Raw genomic sequence first — 15,684 nt, forward strand, 5'->3', positions numbered from 1 at the left:
TGTCAGTTATTTATTCGTTCCAGTATTTCTTTTGTTAACTTATAATAATCCTCAGCGCCATTGCTGTCGGGTGCGTAATCAAAAATCGTCATCCCGTTGGCCTGTGCTTCCGACAATGCAATGTTATCGCGAATGTACGAAGCCATGAATACTTCACCAAGTTGTTCCCGGGTGGCGGCAACCAGTTCGTGGCTGATCTTTTTCCGGATCTTCGGGTTATAGCGTGTTGCAAAAACGCCTCCCAAATTTGTACTCGGACTTATTTTTTTGATCTCCGCCGAGTAAACCAAAAAGTTGCGAAGACCTTCATAACTCAAAAATTCAGCTTGTAATGGAACATAGTACTGATGACAGGATACCAATGCCAAACGAGTGTTTCCATATAATGCCGGCGGGCAATCGATGATAACGAAATCATACCGGTCTTTCACTTTTTCCAAGGCAATCTTTAGATTGAAAGGAAAGATAGGCGCAGACTTAATGGTGTCTTCTCTGTGGATCATCTCCGCCGATCCGGGCAGTAAATCAATGTCGCCAACATGCTTCACAATCTCATCAAATTCGTATTCGCCTGTGATAAACGAGCCGCTGTCTTTTTTTAGTCCGGCATGTGTGATTCCAAAACTTTTGGTTAGACTGGCTTGCGCATCAAGGTCGATAACGAGCACTCTTGCATTGGCAAATTTGCTGAGACCGGCAGCAATGCTTTGGGCAGAAGTAGTCTTTCCTACACCGCCTTTGTTGTTGACAATACTGATGATTTTCATTGACAAATATTATATGTATAAAAAGTAATGGTTTATCCTACGTTCCGTACGTAAATAAACATAAAATATTTTTATCACTAATATTTATAATAGAAAGCCACAAAAGTTTTTGTCTTCGTAAATGTATAAAACTTTTTAAAAGAATAATAAGTATAAAATGATTTTATTTTCAGAAAATCCTTAATGTATTCAAAGTCAATCCATTAAAAACAACATTGCCAAAATAGTTGAGCTTTGCTCACTATTCTGGCAATTCAATTGCCCTGGGCTTCAACCCGGGGACTATAAGAAGAAGAGATTTTAAACAGCAGTATTTTGTGGGGCAGGGGAAGCTGCAAGTTTTGCAGTTACATATTTGTGGATCCGATACATTAATAATGCAGTAATAATTACTGCGAATATCACTACATTTCCCAATGTTGGATAATTTTCGAGGAAACCAGTGCTGGTCTCAGAAACGATGAAACCAGCCAGCAGCGATGCTATTCCTCCGGCGATCTGCTGAATAGATGAATTAATTCCCATGAATGCGCCACGGTCCTTCGCTTCGGGTACTGCTGTCATCAGCGCGGAGGCTGAGATCATTCTAGCTGTGATCCCTACAAAAAGCGACACATTTAAGATGATGATAATCCAAAGAGGAGTTACGCTCAGGTTACAGTAGATGAGCGTCATGACGCAGGTGATGATAGAGCCGGCAAGGAATACTTTGTACTTGCCAATCTTGTCGCTAATTTTTCCAATGAGCGGACTAAATACCAGCATACTTATACCGGTAATCATGTAGAGCGTGGGAAGCTGTGCCTCTCTGATTCCTAAATTATTTACACCATAAGCTGTACCAAAAGGCATTAACATAAAACCGCCGGTCGCCAATAAGGTAGTTGCCGCAAATGCCTGAAGGTATTCGGGTCTTGCCAATGTTTTCCCAAGATGTGCGAAGGCATTTCCACCGGTCTGAAGTTTTAAATGCGCATTAATGGGTTTCATATAAGTGAGGATAAAAAATCCGACAACAATGCTCAGCCCGACGATCATCAGAAATGGCGCATGCCAGCTGAATTCTTTGGCAAGATAAAGTCCGATCGGTATGCCCAAAACCTGGCTGCTTGCGAAAGCCATTTGCACAAATCCCATCACGCGACCACGTACCTGAATGGGAAATAGATCCGTGATGATCGCAAAGCTAATGGACCCAATTACACCGCCAAATAACCCGGTGAAGATTCTTGCCATCAGCAAAAAATGGTAAGTGGGGGCTATCCCACAAAGAAATGTTCCCACAATAAAGCCACAATAAAAAAACAATAGCAGCTTTTTGCGGTCGAATTTGTCGGCAAAACCGGCTGTAAGCAACCCCGCTGCTCCCGCGCTAAATGCATATGCGGAAACGACAAGCCCAAATTGACTTGTACTGATCGAAAGCTTGTCCAAAAGGATGTACCCTAAGGGAGAAAGTACCATAAAATCCAGCACAACCGTGAACTGGAGGGTGGCAAGAATGGCAATGATGAATTTTTCATAGCCCGAAAAAGTAGCTGTTTTTTGTTCTGACATACTGGTTAAGTTGGGTTTTAGTCTGTTAATTCTTCACACGCGTATCCTGCCTGAGTTACGAGTTGTATCACAGGCGTACAGTCTGGATGGGTTGCTTCGATCCGCAATACATTGTCAATATCAGATAGGTCCACGTTCCATCTGATAATTTCCTTTCTCGAATCAAGCAAATGTGAAACCGATCGTACGTGTTTTTTTCTGTTGATATTGGTCCTGAAAATCAGTACAAATTCTGCTGTGGTGTAGTTATCTTTCATGGCGGTTCAAGTTAGATGAGAACAAATCTTTGTTATTTTAATTCCTACGGTTTTAAGGCTTTTAAAACCAATTCGAGCGTTTGGTTAATTTTTGGCTCATCGAATATGAACGGCGGTCGGCCAGGCATTGAACTTTTGGAAATATGAAATTTCACCAGTTGGTATAAAGGAGCAAACGCAATAGACCAGTAAATTTCGACAGGTAAAGGCACTATTTCGTTCCGTTCAATGGCTTTATGCACGAACCTGGACATTGCGTGCAGGAAACGCATATCAATGGTTGACCGGTCGACCAATGGTGAATGTTTTAACTGTTCCATGAAAGTTATGCTATATGGATTTTCCAAACAATACGTCATCCGATTCATCCATTGCACTTTCAACCCTTCATCAAAATGAGACTCCGGGTCGAAGTTGCGCAATGTAGCATCCGACATTTTCTTGGTTTCTTCGCTATACAGCTGTTGTATCAAATCCTCACGGTCTTTGAAATAGATATAAATAGTAGCAACCGATACACCGGCAGATTTAGCCAGCTTATGCATGCTCAGCCCGTCAAATCCATCGTTGACAATGATTTCTATGGCTTTTTCCCGGATCAGCGCTTCCTTATTGATGTCCCTAGTCCTCAACTGTGCTCTCTTTTTACAAATATAAATGAACGTTCGTTTATTTATAAGGCGGTAGCTCAAGGAAATCGTATTCTTTGCTATAATTATCGAAACTGTTTTGCTCCGTCAGAAATGACTGTCCAGAACCCTGGCTCCATACGGAATGTACGCCCAAGCTAAACTGTTTAGGTTTTATGATTACGACGATCGAGGATTGGTTTTACTTTAAGTAACTTGCCAAAGTTTTGAATAATCTGTTCAGAATGTATTGAGTACGAGTGGCCTTATCTTTTCGCAAAGCCAAACAAGGTGTACCGTGCCTTTAACTAGGCGCAACAGCAGAAATTCTCATTATAATGAGTAGAATAGCTTCTAATGTACCGCCTTTAAATATGCTTTGTAATCCATGTATTTGAAGCTAATTTGAATAAACAAGTCCTTGGCCTCTAAGTCACTAGTTGACTCTATCAATACTCGAAGTTCACTCATCTTTTCATCCAATTGTTCAAGCATCCAGATTATGCTATATCTCCTGAGATATAACTTCAGTTTTTTATACATATATTTTGCAGTTTCTGAATCACCTTTCGGAAATATAAAACCTTGCTCGTCTCGGTAAAAGTGTAAATTATAATCTACATCACATGGGTCAAGGAAATCGCCTAAATCATTGCTTTTTGCTCTATTAACATAGGAACAGGAATAAACTAGATTGTGATATTTAGTCTTTAATTCAGGATGATGACTTATTGGCTTAAAATGGTCGATCTGAAAAGTCCTCTTTCCTCCAAACCAAAAGTGACCACAGTTTGTGTAGCCACATTTTTCACCGAAATCTTTTGCTAAGTGCTCTTTATATCGTCTATAGTCGCTATACTCGACGCCCGTATAGTTTCTCTTTGGGAAGGCATTTCTAAATGCTATCTGAATCATGAGATTTACGTAATTTTTGTGCTAGCATATCGACTTTTGTTAATAGTTCAGAAAGTTTCCTAGTGTCTTTTGATTGCCTTAATTCGTTTGGGATTCTACTTTCACCATCAAGAGCCTTTTCAATTCTTTGATCTAGTTCAGCTATCTCTTCTATTTCGAAGGCATTCAGATTTCTGTTCTGACCGTCCAGTAAGAGTTCTAATAGCCTATTTTCGTCTCTTTCAAGTTTATGCTTATATTTATCTATTTGAATTCTTATTCGATCAAGAAGTTTTTCACCCTGATCCATTTCCTTTTTTTCATAAACAATGTTAACGTCCTCCCCCTTGCTAATGGCATCATCTTCAAAAGAAGTCAATATAAAAACTGGAAAACCTTCCATCTTGCCTAAAATAGAACTTACCAAATCTGTGCCGTTATAGTGAATGGCTGAATTCTGCTCAGATAGATCAAAATCAGCAACTAGTGCATCAACATGACTTTCAATTACAAGATCACTCGTGTCTTCTAGTAAAGGAAGTGGTGGGATTATAGTTACGTCAAAATGGTTGTAGGAAAATCTCTGGAACCGACGCACATCAATATCAGACTCGTCAACGTAAGCGACTTTATATTTCGTCATAACTAAATTGAGTTAGTAGTGAGGCAAGGTTATTTTTATCTTGAAGCCAGGGCGTGGTCTAAGTATTTCGAGATCACCACTGTATTCATCAATTGTCGATTTAACAATCCACATCCCTAATCCGGTACCTATTGCTTCACCAGTCTTTTCATCCCTTTTAGTGGTATAAAAAGGCTGAAAGATTTTGTTCGGATCTGATATTTCTTCCAATAATCCCGGTCCAAAATCTTCATATATGGCGCTAATTCCTTTGAGATTATTGGGATCGAAGGAAAAGCTCAATTTGATCTGTCTGTCGTCACCTGCATCATTCCTTTTAAACGCGTCTACCGAATTTGTGATCAAATTATTAAATATACCATCTAAGTCGATTTCATACCCCTTAAAATTTACTTCAATAAAATTCCCTTTATCTATTTTCAGAGTGGTGTGTCTTCTTGACAATAGTGGATTCCATATTTTTTCCAAAGCTTCAATGTAGGTAACCATGTTAATTATACGCCGTGATCGCTTATCTTTTCGGACAGAAGATATAGAAAAGTCAAGCCATGATTTCAGCCTTTCATCCTGTTTCCTCATATCAGCAAGCATCAAATATGGATCAAAGAATTGAGGTAGGACTTTTAGCTTTTCAGGATCAATACTTTGTAAAAGGACCTTTCTCAGCTCCTCCGTTCGTGGCAATATAGTATCAGTATGGTTTCTAAATTCATGTGCAAAAGATGTTACAATTAATCCAGCACTCGCCAAAACTCGTAATATTTTTTGCTCATCTTGGAGTTCCTCAATATCTTCTTTATATGCTTGTATTGCAGTAATCAACGTTTCCTTTTCTTGACTCTCTGTCTCTATGCTTGCTGTTTCTAACTTTGATTTCTTGTCCCATATAATTTTTTCAGCATCTTCTTGCGCTTTACGTTTTTTGTTATTCTCATCGTATATTCGTTTTAAGGTCATCATAATTTGGTTCCTGTCATTTTCAAAAACCTCAATTATTGACTTCAATATTTCCTTGAAAAGAATAAAAGCATCATTTTCTTGAAGACCTTCTCTACTTGATTTGTCTTCGAAATTTATATTTCCTATTCTCGAAATGTTTACAACTCCGTAGACTTGTTGAGGCCTAACCCTATACCCCGGCCGAGTTACAGTAGGATTACTAAGAGCGCGTTTCCCAAGATCTAGCCAGTCAAAAGAACTGCTTTTTGGTTCGCCGTAGGGACGCACTCTAAAATTGTCTCTGAAAATTTTTATACCGCCGAATTTGTCTAACCAAGAAGTTCGTGAACTGTAGTTAACGGACTTATATGGATATTTACTCATCTCCTCATCCTTTTCCTGTCCCCCGCCTCTTTTCATAAAATAGAATGAAAAAGAAAAGGAACCAATTTTTTCGAGGTTATTGTTGACATCAACTTCTTTGAAGCCGGCTAGCAGATTTGTCAAATTAGTATTAATGAGGAAATGACCGTCTTGAAATGAATTTTGTAGATATCGGAGCTGATTCAATTTTGATTTATTGAAAAAGTCATTTCTTAAAAGTTCAGAATAGTTTAGTTCATTTCGAAATACTGTTATTGAAACGTCTTGCTCGTCACTAACATAAGCATTTAATTTGTAGTCATAATCGTCACATATAGTAGGAAGAATCCTTCCATAGGCTGCTGGTTCCAGCGTGCTGTAAAGAAAGATTTCAAAAATATTAGTTTCTAGAGGCGGTACTAAAATCTCGAGATTGGAATACAATGATTGAACAGCCTTCTTGTCCCAAATATCTCTAAGATTATCAATCGATATTAGTGTTCCTTTACTATCAGTCCAATGCTCAATAAATGTCTGGTTAATTTCTAGACTCGATTGGATGCTATTAAGTTCATCGGAGAAAGCGGCTACTCCAACTTCAACGGTTGCTTTAATATCCGAGATAATCGCACCCGTGGTATCAAATTGATCCCAATCGACATTCCAAGACACGCAGTCCGACGTTAGTGTTTTCGTAATAAGGATGCTTGAGTTGCCTAGTCTGTCGAGAGCAAAACGTCCGATTCCTTTTGCTCCTGTTTTAATTCGACTTCGAGTTCTGAAATTTGTTTTCTTGTCATCGGTTCCAATTGTCATCCAGCTTTCTCTAATCGTCTCCTTCGACATTCCATCGCCATTGTCTAGGATTCTGATTTGGTTGTTTAATGGATCAATTATTACAACGCAAACAGAGGCTTCCGCATCGTAACTATTTTTAACTAATTCTATTATAGCTCCCTCTGCGTTTGAAAAATTCTCCTGTCCTATTAATCGAGCAGTTCTTGCCGAAACGGTGAATGGGATCTGAGTTGATTCAAGGTCTTTAATTCGTGAAGAGAGATCTAGAATCGATTGTTCGTCCTTTGGTAGCTTAGAGGTTTCAATTTCTAACAAACTTTTGAGTTCGTATAGCTGCGCTTTTGCACTCATTTGATGGAATTGTTTAGAACATTGCCACATACCCATCAAGATTCCATAATACAGTAATTCTCAAGAGTACTTTTTGTAATTTGACAATTTTACAAGGGTATTATAAAGTCTTCTAAAATGCGCTTCGTAAGTCCTCGCCACCCATGACCAAAATACCTTCCTGTAACATTTATGTAATCTTCCATTTCGACAGAATTTAGAATTTCGACTAGCCATTCGAAATTTCCAGCATACTTAATATAATATCCTGAGTAGACCAATGCTTCCGGGTTTTTTGAAATAATAAAATTAGGTTTTTTTTTCATTGGTGAGAATACAATTTTTTCTCCAATAGAAGTGTCCATGCTCTGACTCCTTCCAAATGCATACCAAGCAACCGGATTCGGTTTTTTTTTGTCTCTTTGGTCAAGCAAGGTGCGTATGCTAGTCAAATATGTGTAGGAAAATGGAAAACGTGCTTTGAAAATATCTTCTGGGATTATCTCAGTTCTGTTGTTTTGATTTTTTTGGTATGGGTATATTATGTACTCCGAAATAGAATTGTCTGAGGGTTTCAATCTTGAAGCCTTGATAATTGGCTTTAAAATGTCCTTCTCAATGCTAAATATATTTCCATGTTTGTTCTGGACTTTTATTATCGTTGGCTCTGGTTTGCCGATTATCTTAACAATGTAGGCCCAATCGGCTAATGTTGCAATGCCAACAGAGATCTGGCAAATATCACCTAACCTTTGCCCTATTTTAACTTCTAAGAATTTATTTGATAGCGTAAGGAACCAAAATTTTCGCCCGTTTAAGTGATTGAATGCAATCCGTTTCCCTAGATAGCTATGACCGTTAAATTCCTGATACAAAAAATTTTCGTGCGGCCTCGCATCAAAAATCGTAATTGCCGAATATGTCGAAGCATCTCCAAAAATCAGCTCGTCTTTGAAGTTTGTTATTTGAAGTAAGTTTCGTTTTGTCTCGAAATACAAGCGTAATAAATAAGCGTTGTCAGAAACGAAATATGAGTTAGGAGTGATGTAGCCGCACTTTCCTTGGTCTGTCAAGAGTCTGGAAGCAAGTTCAAAAAACGCGATATAAATGTCTGTTGAACCTTTAACACAAAAATCGTAGTTTATTTTTAGAAATTGTCTAACTTCTGGTGCCAAGTTCTGTATGCGAATATACGGCGGATTTCCAACAACGTAGTCAAATCTATGGTGTAAGAGATGGTCAAGAGAGTTACCGACGCTTATGTTCCACTCAACATGAACATCATATTGTTTAATTAGGCGGTTTAAGAGAATTCTGCATTTTTGTACAGCCTCTTTATCAATGTCCCATCCATATACGTTTTCTAGTGCCTCTTTAAGTCTGCTAGGCCTAGTATTGGCGAGTATTCGTTCTACGATTTGCTTTAAAAATTGACCATCACCACATGCGGGATCTACTATTGTCTTCTCCGGTACCAAGCCGCTGAATTCTATGTCGTCCAGTATTTTCGTAACTATATAATCAGGGGTGTAGACTCGGCCAAACAGTTTTTTCTCTTGGAAAACTTGTATTTGTAGGCTATTCAATTGGATTCAAGTATTAAATTGACAACTATTCTTCGACCATAAAAAGGAACTAAATAGCCAGAGCCGGATTATTCATGACTCTGGCCTTGTTCAAAGTAAGGTTCGAAAAGCCAGCCATTTTTTTTCATAAAATCCTTGTAACGTTCGTATTTTATTTCTTCATCTGTCATGTTTGATAGTGGGCCGTCTTTTGCGCATCCCATCAGCTCATTAGCGATCAAGAGCCTCGTTTCTACTTTCTTTTGCTTCATAGCTTACGGCATTTGTGATTAGTTACCAAGTTTAATCATTTCAATTCACAAATACGAAACCCTTTGAGCTTTTTGACATAGTCAGTAACCACCGGCGGATCGATATCTCCAAATAAAACTTCATAAGTACTTTCATAAAAAGTAAAACTACTCCCATCTGCCCTGACACGTTTCGTCCCAAATTTGTAAAGCTGCCCGATCGTCCCTTTTTCCAAGGCAAACTTATCGATGATACCGATCAATGAAGCGACGGTACCTTCCGTTTCTGACTGATGGAATGAAATGCAGAAATAATGGGAGGTCTTGGAATTGGGTTTGTGAAGTTGGGAGGAAGGGATGTTTATTACGTAGTCACCCGCCAACATTCCGGACTTGCGTTTCATGGATTTGATGTCCACAGAAAAAGTTTGTTCCTCGGACTGGATCAGGAAATCTTGCCCCCAATCCTGGCCGTCGACAGCCCCGAAGGATCGGGTAGGGCGGGGCAGGTGATAGCAGTCTGCAAAAACAATTTCACCAAGGCTGCCGGTGAAACGCATCATTCGGGTTTGGGAAAGCTTGTCGTCGTGGCGGTCCCAAATATTGGATACGAGGTGGTGACGAAGTGCATGTTCGACCAATTCGCGCGCAAAAAGCTTCTGTTCATCGCTCACTGAGATTTGTATGTACCACCCGTTGTTCAAAACAGTTTGCTCCATGCAAATCTGATGGCAAGCAAAGTGAGCACAAATCCGACTAAAATAACGGTGAAGGGAACGTAAGTCAATGCTACTAAGTGGATTCTGTCAAAAAACCACATGATGCCGATAAGCGCGGCGATCAATGTGAGAAAACCAGATAATTTGCCAAAACCGGGGATAAGGGAAAAAGGGATTTTGCTTTTGATCAAAATGAGCGTAATTCCCATGGAGATGATCGGCAAAAATTGTAATACTATGTTTGCTTGCCAAATGCTCTGGCGTTCGAAGAGAAAAAGGTAGATATTGAGTGTGACAGCGAAGATGCCGGGAATGCAAACCGCGTAGACCAGGATTGCATAAATGTAACTCCAGAATTTAACATCACGACTTCCATCCGCTGCCATTCCTACTACCCAGGCTGTAAATGGTAGGATAAGAAAGTAAACCACCGAAGGCCAGGGGTTTTGTGAAATTGCATTGAAGAATTGGGATAACGTCATTTTCAAAAGCGAGGATAGGAAAACAAGAACGCGAAAAAGGAAAGTACTGCTTCCCTTTTTCGCGTTCAGAAATTTTTTACAGACCTAATAAAAAGCCAATTGTAAAGTTGGCATCCCAGTCAAATACAAATTGTTTGCAACCTGTGGCATCTGTCAATGCTTTATAAATGTTAACCCCTGCTTTGGTTTTCGCATTTGTTAATTTAGAATATGCAAGTGGGGCGCTCAGGGTTGTGTAACGTTCTTTTCCCTTACGCACTTCCTTGGCCATTTCAAAAGGAACACCTCCAATGATAAAACACGTTCTTCTAAGATCCGCAGGGATTTGCTTTGCTTTGGCACTGACTTCTTCATATACCTTCGAATCGTCTGTTTTGTCCTGGTAGTATTTAGCGCCATAGGTTTCCAAAGCGTCTGCTTTACCGTCGCCCATCCAGGATATCTTGGTATTTCCCGAGCCTATGTCTGCTACGAATGATTTATCGGCATATTCAGCTGGTAAAACGGATTTCAATGCCAGCTGACCTTCCTGTTCTGGCGTTACCTGGTTCACCACATATCCCAGTGATTTCAGGGCCTTTGTGATCTTTAAGGTAACATCTGCCTTCGCAGCGCCCGAGCTCACTACGAAGTGAATATCCTTGCTGCCCACACCGTAATCCAGCATATTTCCGATATACTTTTTTAGCCCGATCCTGATATCTTCGTCGGTAGCCATATTTTCGGTTACTAAGCTATTTCCGAACTCCGATTTTTCAAGATCCCACCGCTTTTGGGCGTCAACTTTAATGATAAAAGAGTTGAATCCGCTGGCGCCGAGCTCGACCACACCTTTCAACTTACCGTCAACAGGGGCCGGAGGTGTATAACTGAACGAGGAAGCTTCAGAAGTTGTCGCTTCTGGGTTGGAAGGGGTAGTTTCATTGGCCGAGGATTCTGCACCAGCCACGCTGCCTGTGTCCGTTTCAGCATTTTTTGCCTGCTCCTGGGACATCTGATTCAGGGCTTTTTCACCGCCCAAATATTTGTAGCCTAAAAACAAGGCCCCTAAAATAATGGCCGTAATGATGAGGCGGCCAGCAACAGTTAGTCTTTTCATTGGTATGGATTAAATATTGAACAATGTAAAATGAATTAACAAAAGAAATCTAGTCTAAAAGTCCCTTATAACTGGAATCTTTGGGCGCTTCTATTGGCCGGTTCGAGGTTTGCGGTGCATCCAACTGGATGAATTTGAACTGATTGGAATTATAAGCTTCCAACATTGCCTGTCCTTTGTCAGATAACAAGCCGTTTTGTACATCCACTCCATTGATAAAGTCCAGGGAAAGGTCCATTGCACGTTTCATCTCGCCCAATTTCTGGCTCATATCGTCCTGAATGTATTCCATCGACTCGTCGAAATAGAACTTCTTGTCAGGATTACCTTTGAAAATGCTGACAGCGGTACGCAAAGCATTGGAGCTTTCTTTCACGATCCGATATTCCGCTTCTTTCAGTTTGACCTTAATCTCGGTTTCCTTAATAATATAGTCGGCGCTTTTGTTCACTTTTTCCATGAATTCCAGCACCGTTTTCATGTTCCGCTGCAAAGGAAAAAGTTTTTCGTTCATTTCCTGCAATCCGGCCCCTTCGATTGTCGCCAATGAAGCTGTTTCCTTCATTCCGGGGCGGTCCAGCATGGTGCTTGCCTTATTAGCTTCTGCAAATTTCTGCTTGATTTGCTCATTATTTTCATTGATATTTTTGTTGAGCTTCACTAATTGGCCTGCCAGGGTGTTAATCTGCCCCTGCATTTTTTCACGCTTTTCTTTCAGGTCATCGATGTAGATCTTCATGATTGCGATCGGGTCCAGCTTGATGATCAGGCCTGTAATGTTGCGCATCAATGTTTTGAAAAGAAAGAAAACAGCGGTACGGACATCCTTGCTGGTAACCAAAAAGATAACCAGCGCCAGTGCTGCCATCAGGAATCCGAGATACAATGTATTTTTAGTTACTTCGATCAGAAATGCAGCTATTCTATTCCAAAAATATAGTCCAACCGCGCCTAACCCTCCCAGGAAAAGAAGGGAGGTGATGCCTTCGGGTTTGCTCCAATACGAACGCTTGGATACGTCATCTTGTGAGCCGCCGATTTGAGAGAAATCTGGTGTTGCCATTGTTTCGAAGTGTTAGGTTATTTTAAATGTTGATTTATTTTATTCAGGTCCGATTTGATCTGATCTACAAAACTCATGTAAGTGGTCTCAAAGCTATCTTTATTAGCATTGATTTTCGCACTTTGCTCCGTCACTTCACCAGAAATCTGGCCCAGACGGTTTTTATTTTCATCCATTTTTTTCTGTATGTCAGCAATTTGCTGCGCAAAGGCTGTATTGGCATCTTCCAGCTTTCTTTGCTCTTCCTGCAAAGAACCCACCCGGTCCTTAATGGCTTTTTCCACATCTGTCAGAAACGACACCCGGTCCTTGTCCAAAATAGCCAGGTACTGGTCGGCAGAAGTTTTCAAAATGCTATGATCTTTAACCCCACCCATCGCTTTGAAGCTGGCCCAGGCAGCCTGAAACTGCTTTTCTTCGCCCAGTCCAAGCCCTTCCATGTTTTGAAGCGCCTGCTTGTATTCAAAATAATCGGGTCCGGGCAGGTTTGCTTTTTCCAGGAGGCTTACAAAATGCTCCACAAATTTCCGGTCCACATTAGCGGTTCCTGCCACGTTAGGGACAGTGGTTGCCACGTATGGCTTTGGCTGTTCGGAAGTCGGATTGGTGACTGCGGCCGGTTTAGCCGTTTCGTCATTTTCCTTTATGAAAAAGCTGAGTATTTTTTTGCCAATACCCGGTTCTGAGTCTGCCATAATTGTCTAAAGTGTTAAGATTCATTTGGTTTTCAGGTCAATATTACTAAAATTAAAAGGATTTAGTACCCGGTGATAATTACCAATGGTGACCTGAATTGATGAAGCCTCGGAAAATTTGGATGGAATTTGGGACAATTGTTGAATGCCGGAAGATTTTTACAGAAGTTTGCCTCAAAAAGCAAATCTTATGCTCCAATTAGGTTTTAACAGTGCAATTCTTTCGGATTTCGGGTTTGATCATGTCGTTCAATTTGCATCAAATAACGGTTTTTCGTGCGTGGAAATGATGTGCTGGCCTGCTGACAATGCCGACAGCCGCAGATATGCAGGGGTCACACACATTGATGTTAACAGCCTGAGCAGTGAAAAGGTAGCGTCCATCAAATACGTATTAAAGGAAGCAAATATATTTGTCTCCGCATTAGGCTATTACCCAAACCCGCTCGATCCGGACCCGAGCCGTTCCGAATATTTTATTGAACACATTAAACAAGTAATAAGGGGTGCTGCCAAACTGGGTATTCCGGTGGTTACCACATTCATAGGACGCGATCCTGCCAAAAGTATTAAGGATAATCTGGCGCTTTTTGCAGACGTCTGGCCTTCGATAGTGAAAGTTGCCGAGGAGAATGACATTAAGATTGGGATTGAGAATTGCCCAATGTTTTTCACGGATGATGAATGGCCAGGGGGTAAAAACCTGGCGATCAGCCCTGCGGTTTGGGACAGAATGTTTGAGATTATCCCAAGCCCGATATTCGGCTTAAATTACGATCCGTCCCATATGATCTGGCAAATGATGGATGAAACTTATCCAATTTATAATTATAAATCACGATTGCATCATATACATTTAAAGGACGCGAAAGTTTACAAAAATAAACTTAATAGGGTAGGCATCATGGCCAATCCGCTGGAATATCATTCACCAAAATTGCCTGGATTGGGAGATGTTAACTGGCGTGCATTCTTTGCAGCCTTAACAGACGTGCGGTATCGGGGTCCTGTTGTGATTGAGGTAGAGGATAAGGCCTACGAAGGCAGTATCGCGGATGTACAAAGCGCTATTCTCACCAGCAGAAACTATTTAAAACAGTTTCTTAGCTAGGGAGTTTAGAATCGGATAATCGGCTTATTCACTTCTTGATTGAGCATTAATGCAAAGAGGGAAGCCGAAATAGCTTCCCTCTTTGCATTAAGTAGGATGCTTATTATTGGATCAAACGTGCTTTTGTTGACAGGAAAGCAGTTAGTGAAGCCAGTACCCCAACAATTGCAAATGACCAGCGAAGATCAGCAAACTGTGCAACGATCCCAATCAACGGAGGACCGATCAGAAAACCGACGAAACTAATGGAAGAAACGGCCGCTAATGCCATACCGGCTGACATTGTTCTGGATCGTCCGGCCGCGCTATAAACCAGCGGAACGACCGAAGAAACGCCAAATCCTACAAGTAAGAAGCCAAGCGTGGCGGAAATAATGTTCGGGAAAATAACCGCAATTGCAAGCCCAGTTCCCATCAGTGTACCGCTGATCTGCAACATTTTCATGCGTCCTAAGCGGTTTGCAAGCCAGTCACCTGCGAAACGTCCACCAGTCATGGTACCCATAAAAGCAACATATCCCAATGTGGTCAGGGTTGCCGGAACCTCTACAACTTCCTGAAAATAAACGCCACTCCAGTCGAACATGGCGCCTTCGCAAACCATTGCACAAAAGCCGATCAGACCTAGTGTTAAGAGGTCGCGGTCGGGTTTAACGAACATGGGCTGTGCTTCGCCTCCATTTTTATCACCGTCGGGCATCGTATGCTTGTAGGCGGAAAAAGTGATCGCGAAGGCAGCCAATGCAATGATAATAAAGTGAATATGAGGAGGAATACTGGTCGAAATGAAAAATGAACCAATCATTGCGCTGACAAATCCGGCCAGGCTCCACAATCCGTGGAAGGACGCCATAATCGATTTCCCGTAAACTTGTTCTACTGCGACTGCCTGGGTATTGATCGCAATGTTTGTGAGGTTTCCCCATAGCCCGAAGGCAAAGAGCGCAATAACGAGCTGTTCAGTTCTGGTCACAAATCCGATGAACATTAAAGTAGTGGCATAAAGGATAGCACCAATCAGGACCATCTTTTTGCTGCCATAATGGGTAACCATCCAACCTGATATTGGTAAGCTGGCCATTAAACCAATAGGCAAGGCGAGCAAAACGGTACCCAATCCACCCTCGGTCAGGTGAAGCATATTTTTAATATCCGGAATCCGGCTGGCCCAGGCCGCGAAGCTCAATCCCTGCACAAAAAAGAATGCTGCTACCGCGAGGCGAAGGTACTTTCGGGAGTCGGATGGGGCGAAAATTGAATAATTCATAGGAGTGAAAATTTGGTGGCCTTCTTATAACCACTGATTAAAAATATATTTCTAATGTAATTTTTTTAATATTTAATATTTGAGAAGAAAATCAGATCCGCAGACTGATAATGAGAAAACCTTCTTCTCAATGCAAATTTAACGTATTGAACGTCGAATAGTTTCAGAATACACATACTTTTTAAATAAAATTAAAAAGTATGTGTTGTACAAAAACTAGAAAGTGGATTTTAAGAATAGTTTGTTGAAGCTTGT

Annotated in this window: 16 protein-coding genes; 1 reads left to right on the plus strand and 15 read right to left on the minus strand. The window is 40.8% G+C overall.

Annotated elements, in window-relative coordinates; genetic code table 11:
* Nucleotides 1-2: 2 nt before the first annotated feature.
* The 14 genes from FHS68_RS15535 to FHS68_RS15600 all read right to left on the minus strand — a co-directional run bounded on the left by FHS68_RS15535 (nucleotide 3) and on the right by FHS68_RS15600 (nucleotide 13,051).
* Nucleotides 3-767 (minus strand): ParA family protein, encoded by a 765-nt coding sequence (locus FHS68_RS15535; RefSeq protein WP_167271715.1) that lies wholly within the window; start codon nucleotides 765-767, stop codon nucleotides 3-5.
* Between the two features lie 300 nt (nucleotides 768-1,067).
* Complete coding sequence (locus FHS68_RS15540) at nucleotides 1,068-2,324, minus strand: MFS transporter (RefSeq protein WP_167271717.1); 1,257 nt, start codon at nucleotides 2,322-2,324, stop codon at nucleotides 1,068-1,070.
* A 17-nt stretch (nucleotides 2,325-2,341) separates the two neighbouring features.
* Nucleotides 2,342-2,581 (minus strand): hypothetical protein, encoded by a 240-nt coding sequence (locus tag FHS68_RS15545; RefSeq protein ID WP_167271719.1) that lies wholly within the window; start codon nucleotides 2,579-2,581, stop codon nucleotides 2,342-2,344.
* A 44-nt stretch (nucleotides 2,582-2,625) separates the two neighbouring features.
* Nucleotides 2,626-3,213, minus strand: coding sequence for a TetR/AcrR family transcriptional regulator (locus FHS68_RS15550; protein ID WP_208408327.1), 588 nt, complete (start codon nucleotides 3,211-3,213; stop codon nucleotides 2,626-2,628).
* A 351-nt stretch (nucleotides 3,214-3,564) separates the two neighbouring features.
* Nucleotides 3,565-4,125, minus strand: a complete 561-nt coding sequence (locus tag FHS68_RS15555; protein WP_167271721.1) for an HNH endonuclease — start codon at nucleotides 4,123-4,125, stop codon at nucleotides 3,565-3,567.
* Complete coding sequence (locus FHS68_RS15560; RefSeq protein WP_167271723.1) at nucleotides 4,106-4,747, minus strand: hypothetical protein; 642 nt, start codon at nucleotides 4,745-4,747, stop codon at nucleotides 4,106-4,108. Before FHS68_RS15560 ends, FHS68_RS15555 begins: the two co-directional genes overlap by 20 nt.
* Nucleotides 4,748-4,759: 12 nt before the next feature.
* Complete coding sequence (locus FHS68_RS15565; protein ID WP_167271725.1) at nucleotides 4,760-7,198, minus strand: sensor histidine kinase; 2,439 nt, start codon at nucleotides 7,196-7,198, stop codon at nucleotides 4,760-4,762.
* A gap of 89 nt (nucleotides 7,199-7,287) precedes the next feature.
* A complete protein-coding gene (locus FHS68_RS15570) occupies nucleotides 7,288-8,763 on the minus strand; it encodes an HsdM family class I SAM-dependent methyltransferase (protein WP_167271727.1) in 1,476 nt (491 codons plus the stop codon).
* Between the two features lie 68 nt (nucleotides 8,764-8,831).
* A complete protein-coding gene (locus FHS68_RS15575; RefSeq protein WP_167271729.1) occupies nucleotides 8,832-9,014 on the minus strand; it encodes a hypothetical protein in 183 nt (60 codons plus the stop codon).
* Nucleotides 9,015-9,049: 35 nt separating this feature from the next.
* Nucleotides 9,050-9,712 carry a hypothetical protein gene (locus tag FHS68_RS15580; protein WP_167271731.1) on the minus strand — a complete coding sequence of 221 codons (663 nt, stop codon included), beginning with the start codon at nucleotides 9,710-9,712 and terminating at the stop codon, nucleotides 9,050-9,052.
* Nucleotides 9,694-10,194: a hypothetical protein gene (locus tag FHS68_RS15585; RefSeq protein ID WP_167271733.1), complete on the minus strand. Its 501-nt coding sequence runs from the start codon at nucleotides 10,192-10,194 to the stop codon at nucleotides 9,694-9,696. The genes FHS68_RS15580 and FHS68_RS15585 overlap by 19 nt, the downstream gene beginning before the upstream one ends.
* Nucleotides 10,195-10,270: 76 nt before the next feature.
* On the minus strand, nucleotides 10,271-11,293 hold the full coding sequence (locus FHS68_RS15590) for a hypothetical protein (RefSeq protein ID WP_167271735.1): 1,023 nt from the start codon (nucleotides 11,291-11,293) through the stop codon (nucleotides 10,271-10,273).
* A gap of 49 nt (nucleotides 11,294-11,342) precedes the next feature.
* Entirely contained in the window at nucleotides 11,343-12,356 is a 1,014-nt protein-coding gene (locus FHS68_RS15595) for a hypothetical protein (protein WP_167271736.1), read from the minus strand.
* A 17-nt stretch (nucleotides 12,357-12,373) separates the two neighbouring features.
* The gene (locus tag FHS68_RS15600; RefSeq protein ID WP_167271738.1) at nucleotides 12,374-13,051 is read right to left on the minus strand and encodes a hypothetical protein; all 678 of its coding nucleotides are present in this window, start codon (nucleotides 13,049-13,051) and stop codon (nucleotides 12,374-12,376) included.
* A gap of 190 nt (nucleotides 13,052-13,241) precedes the next feature.
* On the opposite strand from FHS68_RS15600, the gene FHS68_RS15605 reads away from it, so the two are divergent.
* The gene (locus FHS68_RS15605; protein WP_167271740.1) at nucleotides 13,242-14,162 is read left to right on the plus strand and encodes a sugar phosphate isomerase/epimerase family protein; all 921 of its coding nucleotides are present in this window, start codon (nucleotides 13,242-13,244) and stop codon (nucleotides 14,160-14,162) included.
* 103 nt (nucleotides 14,163-14,265) lie between these two features.
* Here FHS68_RS15605 and FHS68_RS15610 read toward each other — a convergent pair whose 3' ends face one another.
* Nucleotides 14,266-15,429, minus strand: coding sequence for an MFS transporter (locus FHS68_RS15610; protein WP_167271742.1), 1,164 nt, complete (start codon nucleotides 15,427-15,429; stop codon nucleotides 14,266-14,268).
* Between the last annotated feature and the right edge of the window lie 255 nt (nucleotides 15,430-15,684).

It is taken from the genome of Dyadobacter arcticus, from assembly GCF_011762185.1.
Lineage (GTDB): Bacteria > Bacteroidota > Bacteroidia > Cytophagales > Spirosomataceae > Dyadobacter > Dyadobacter arcticus.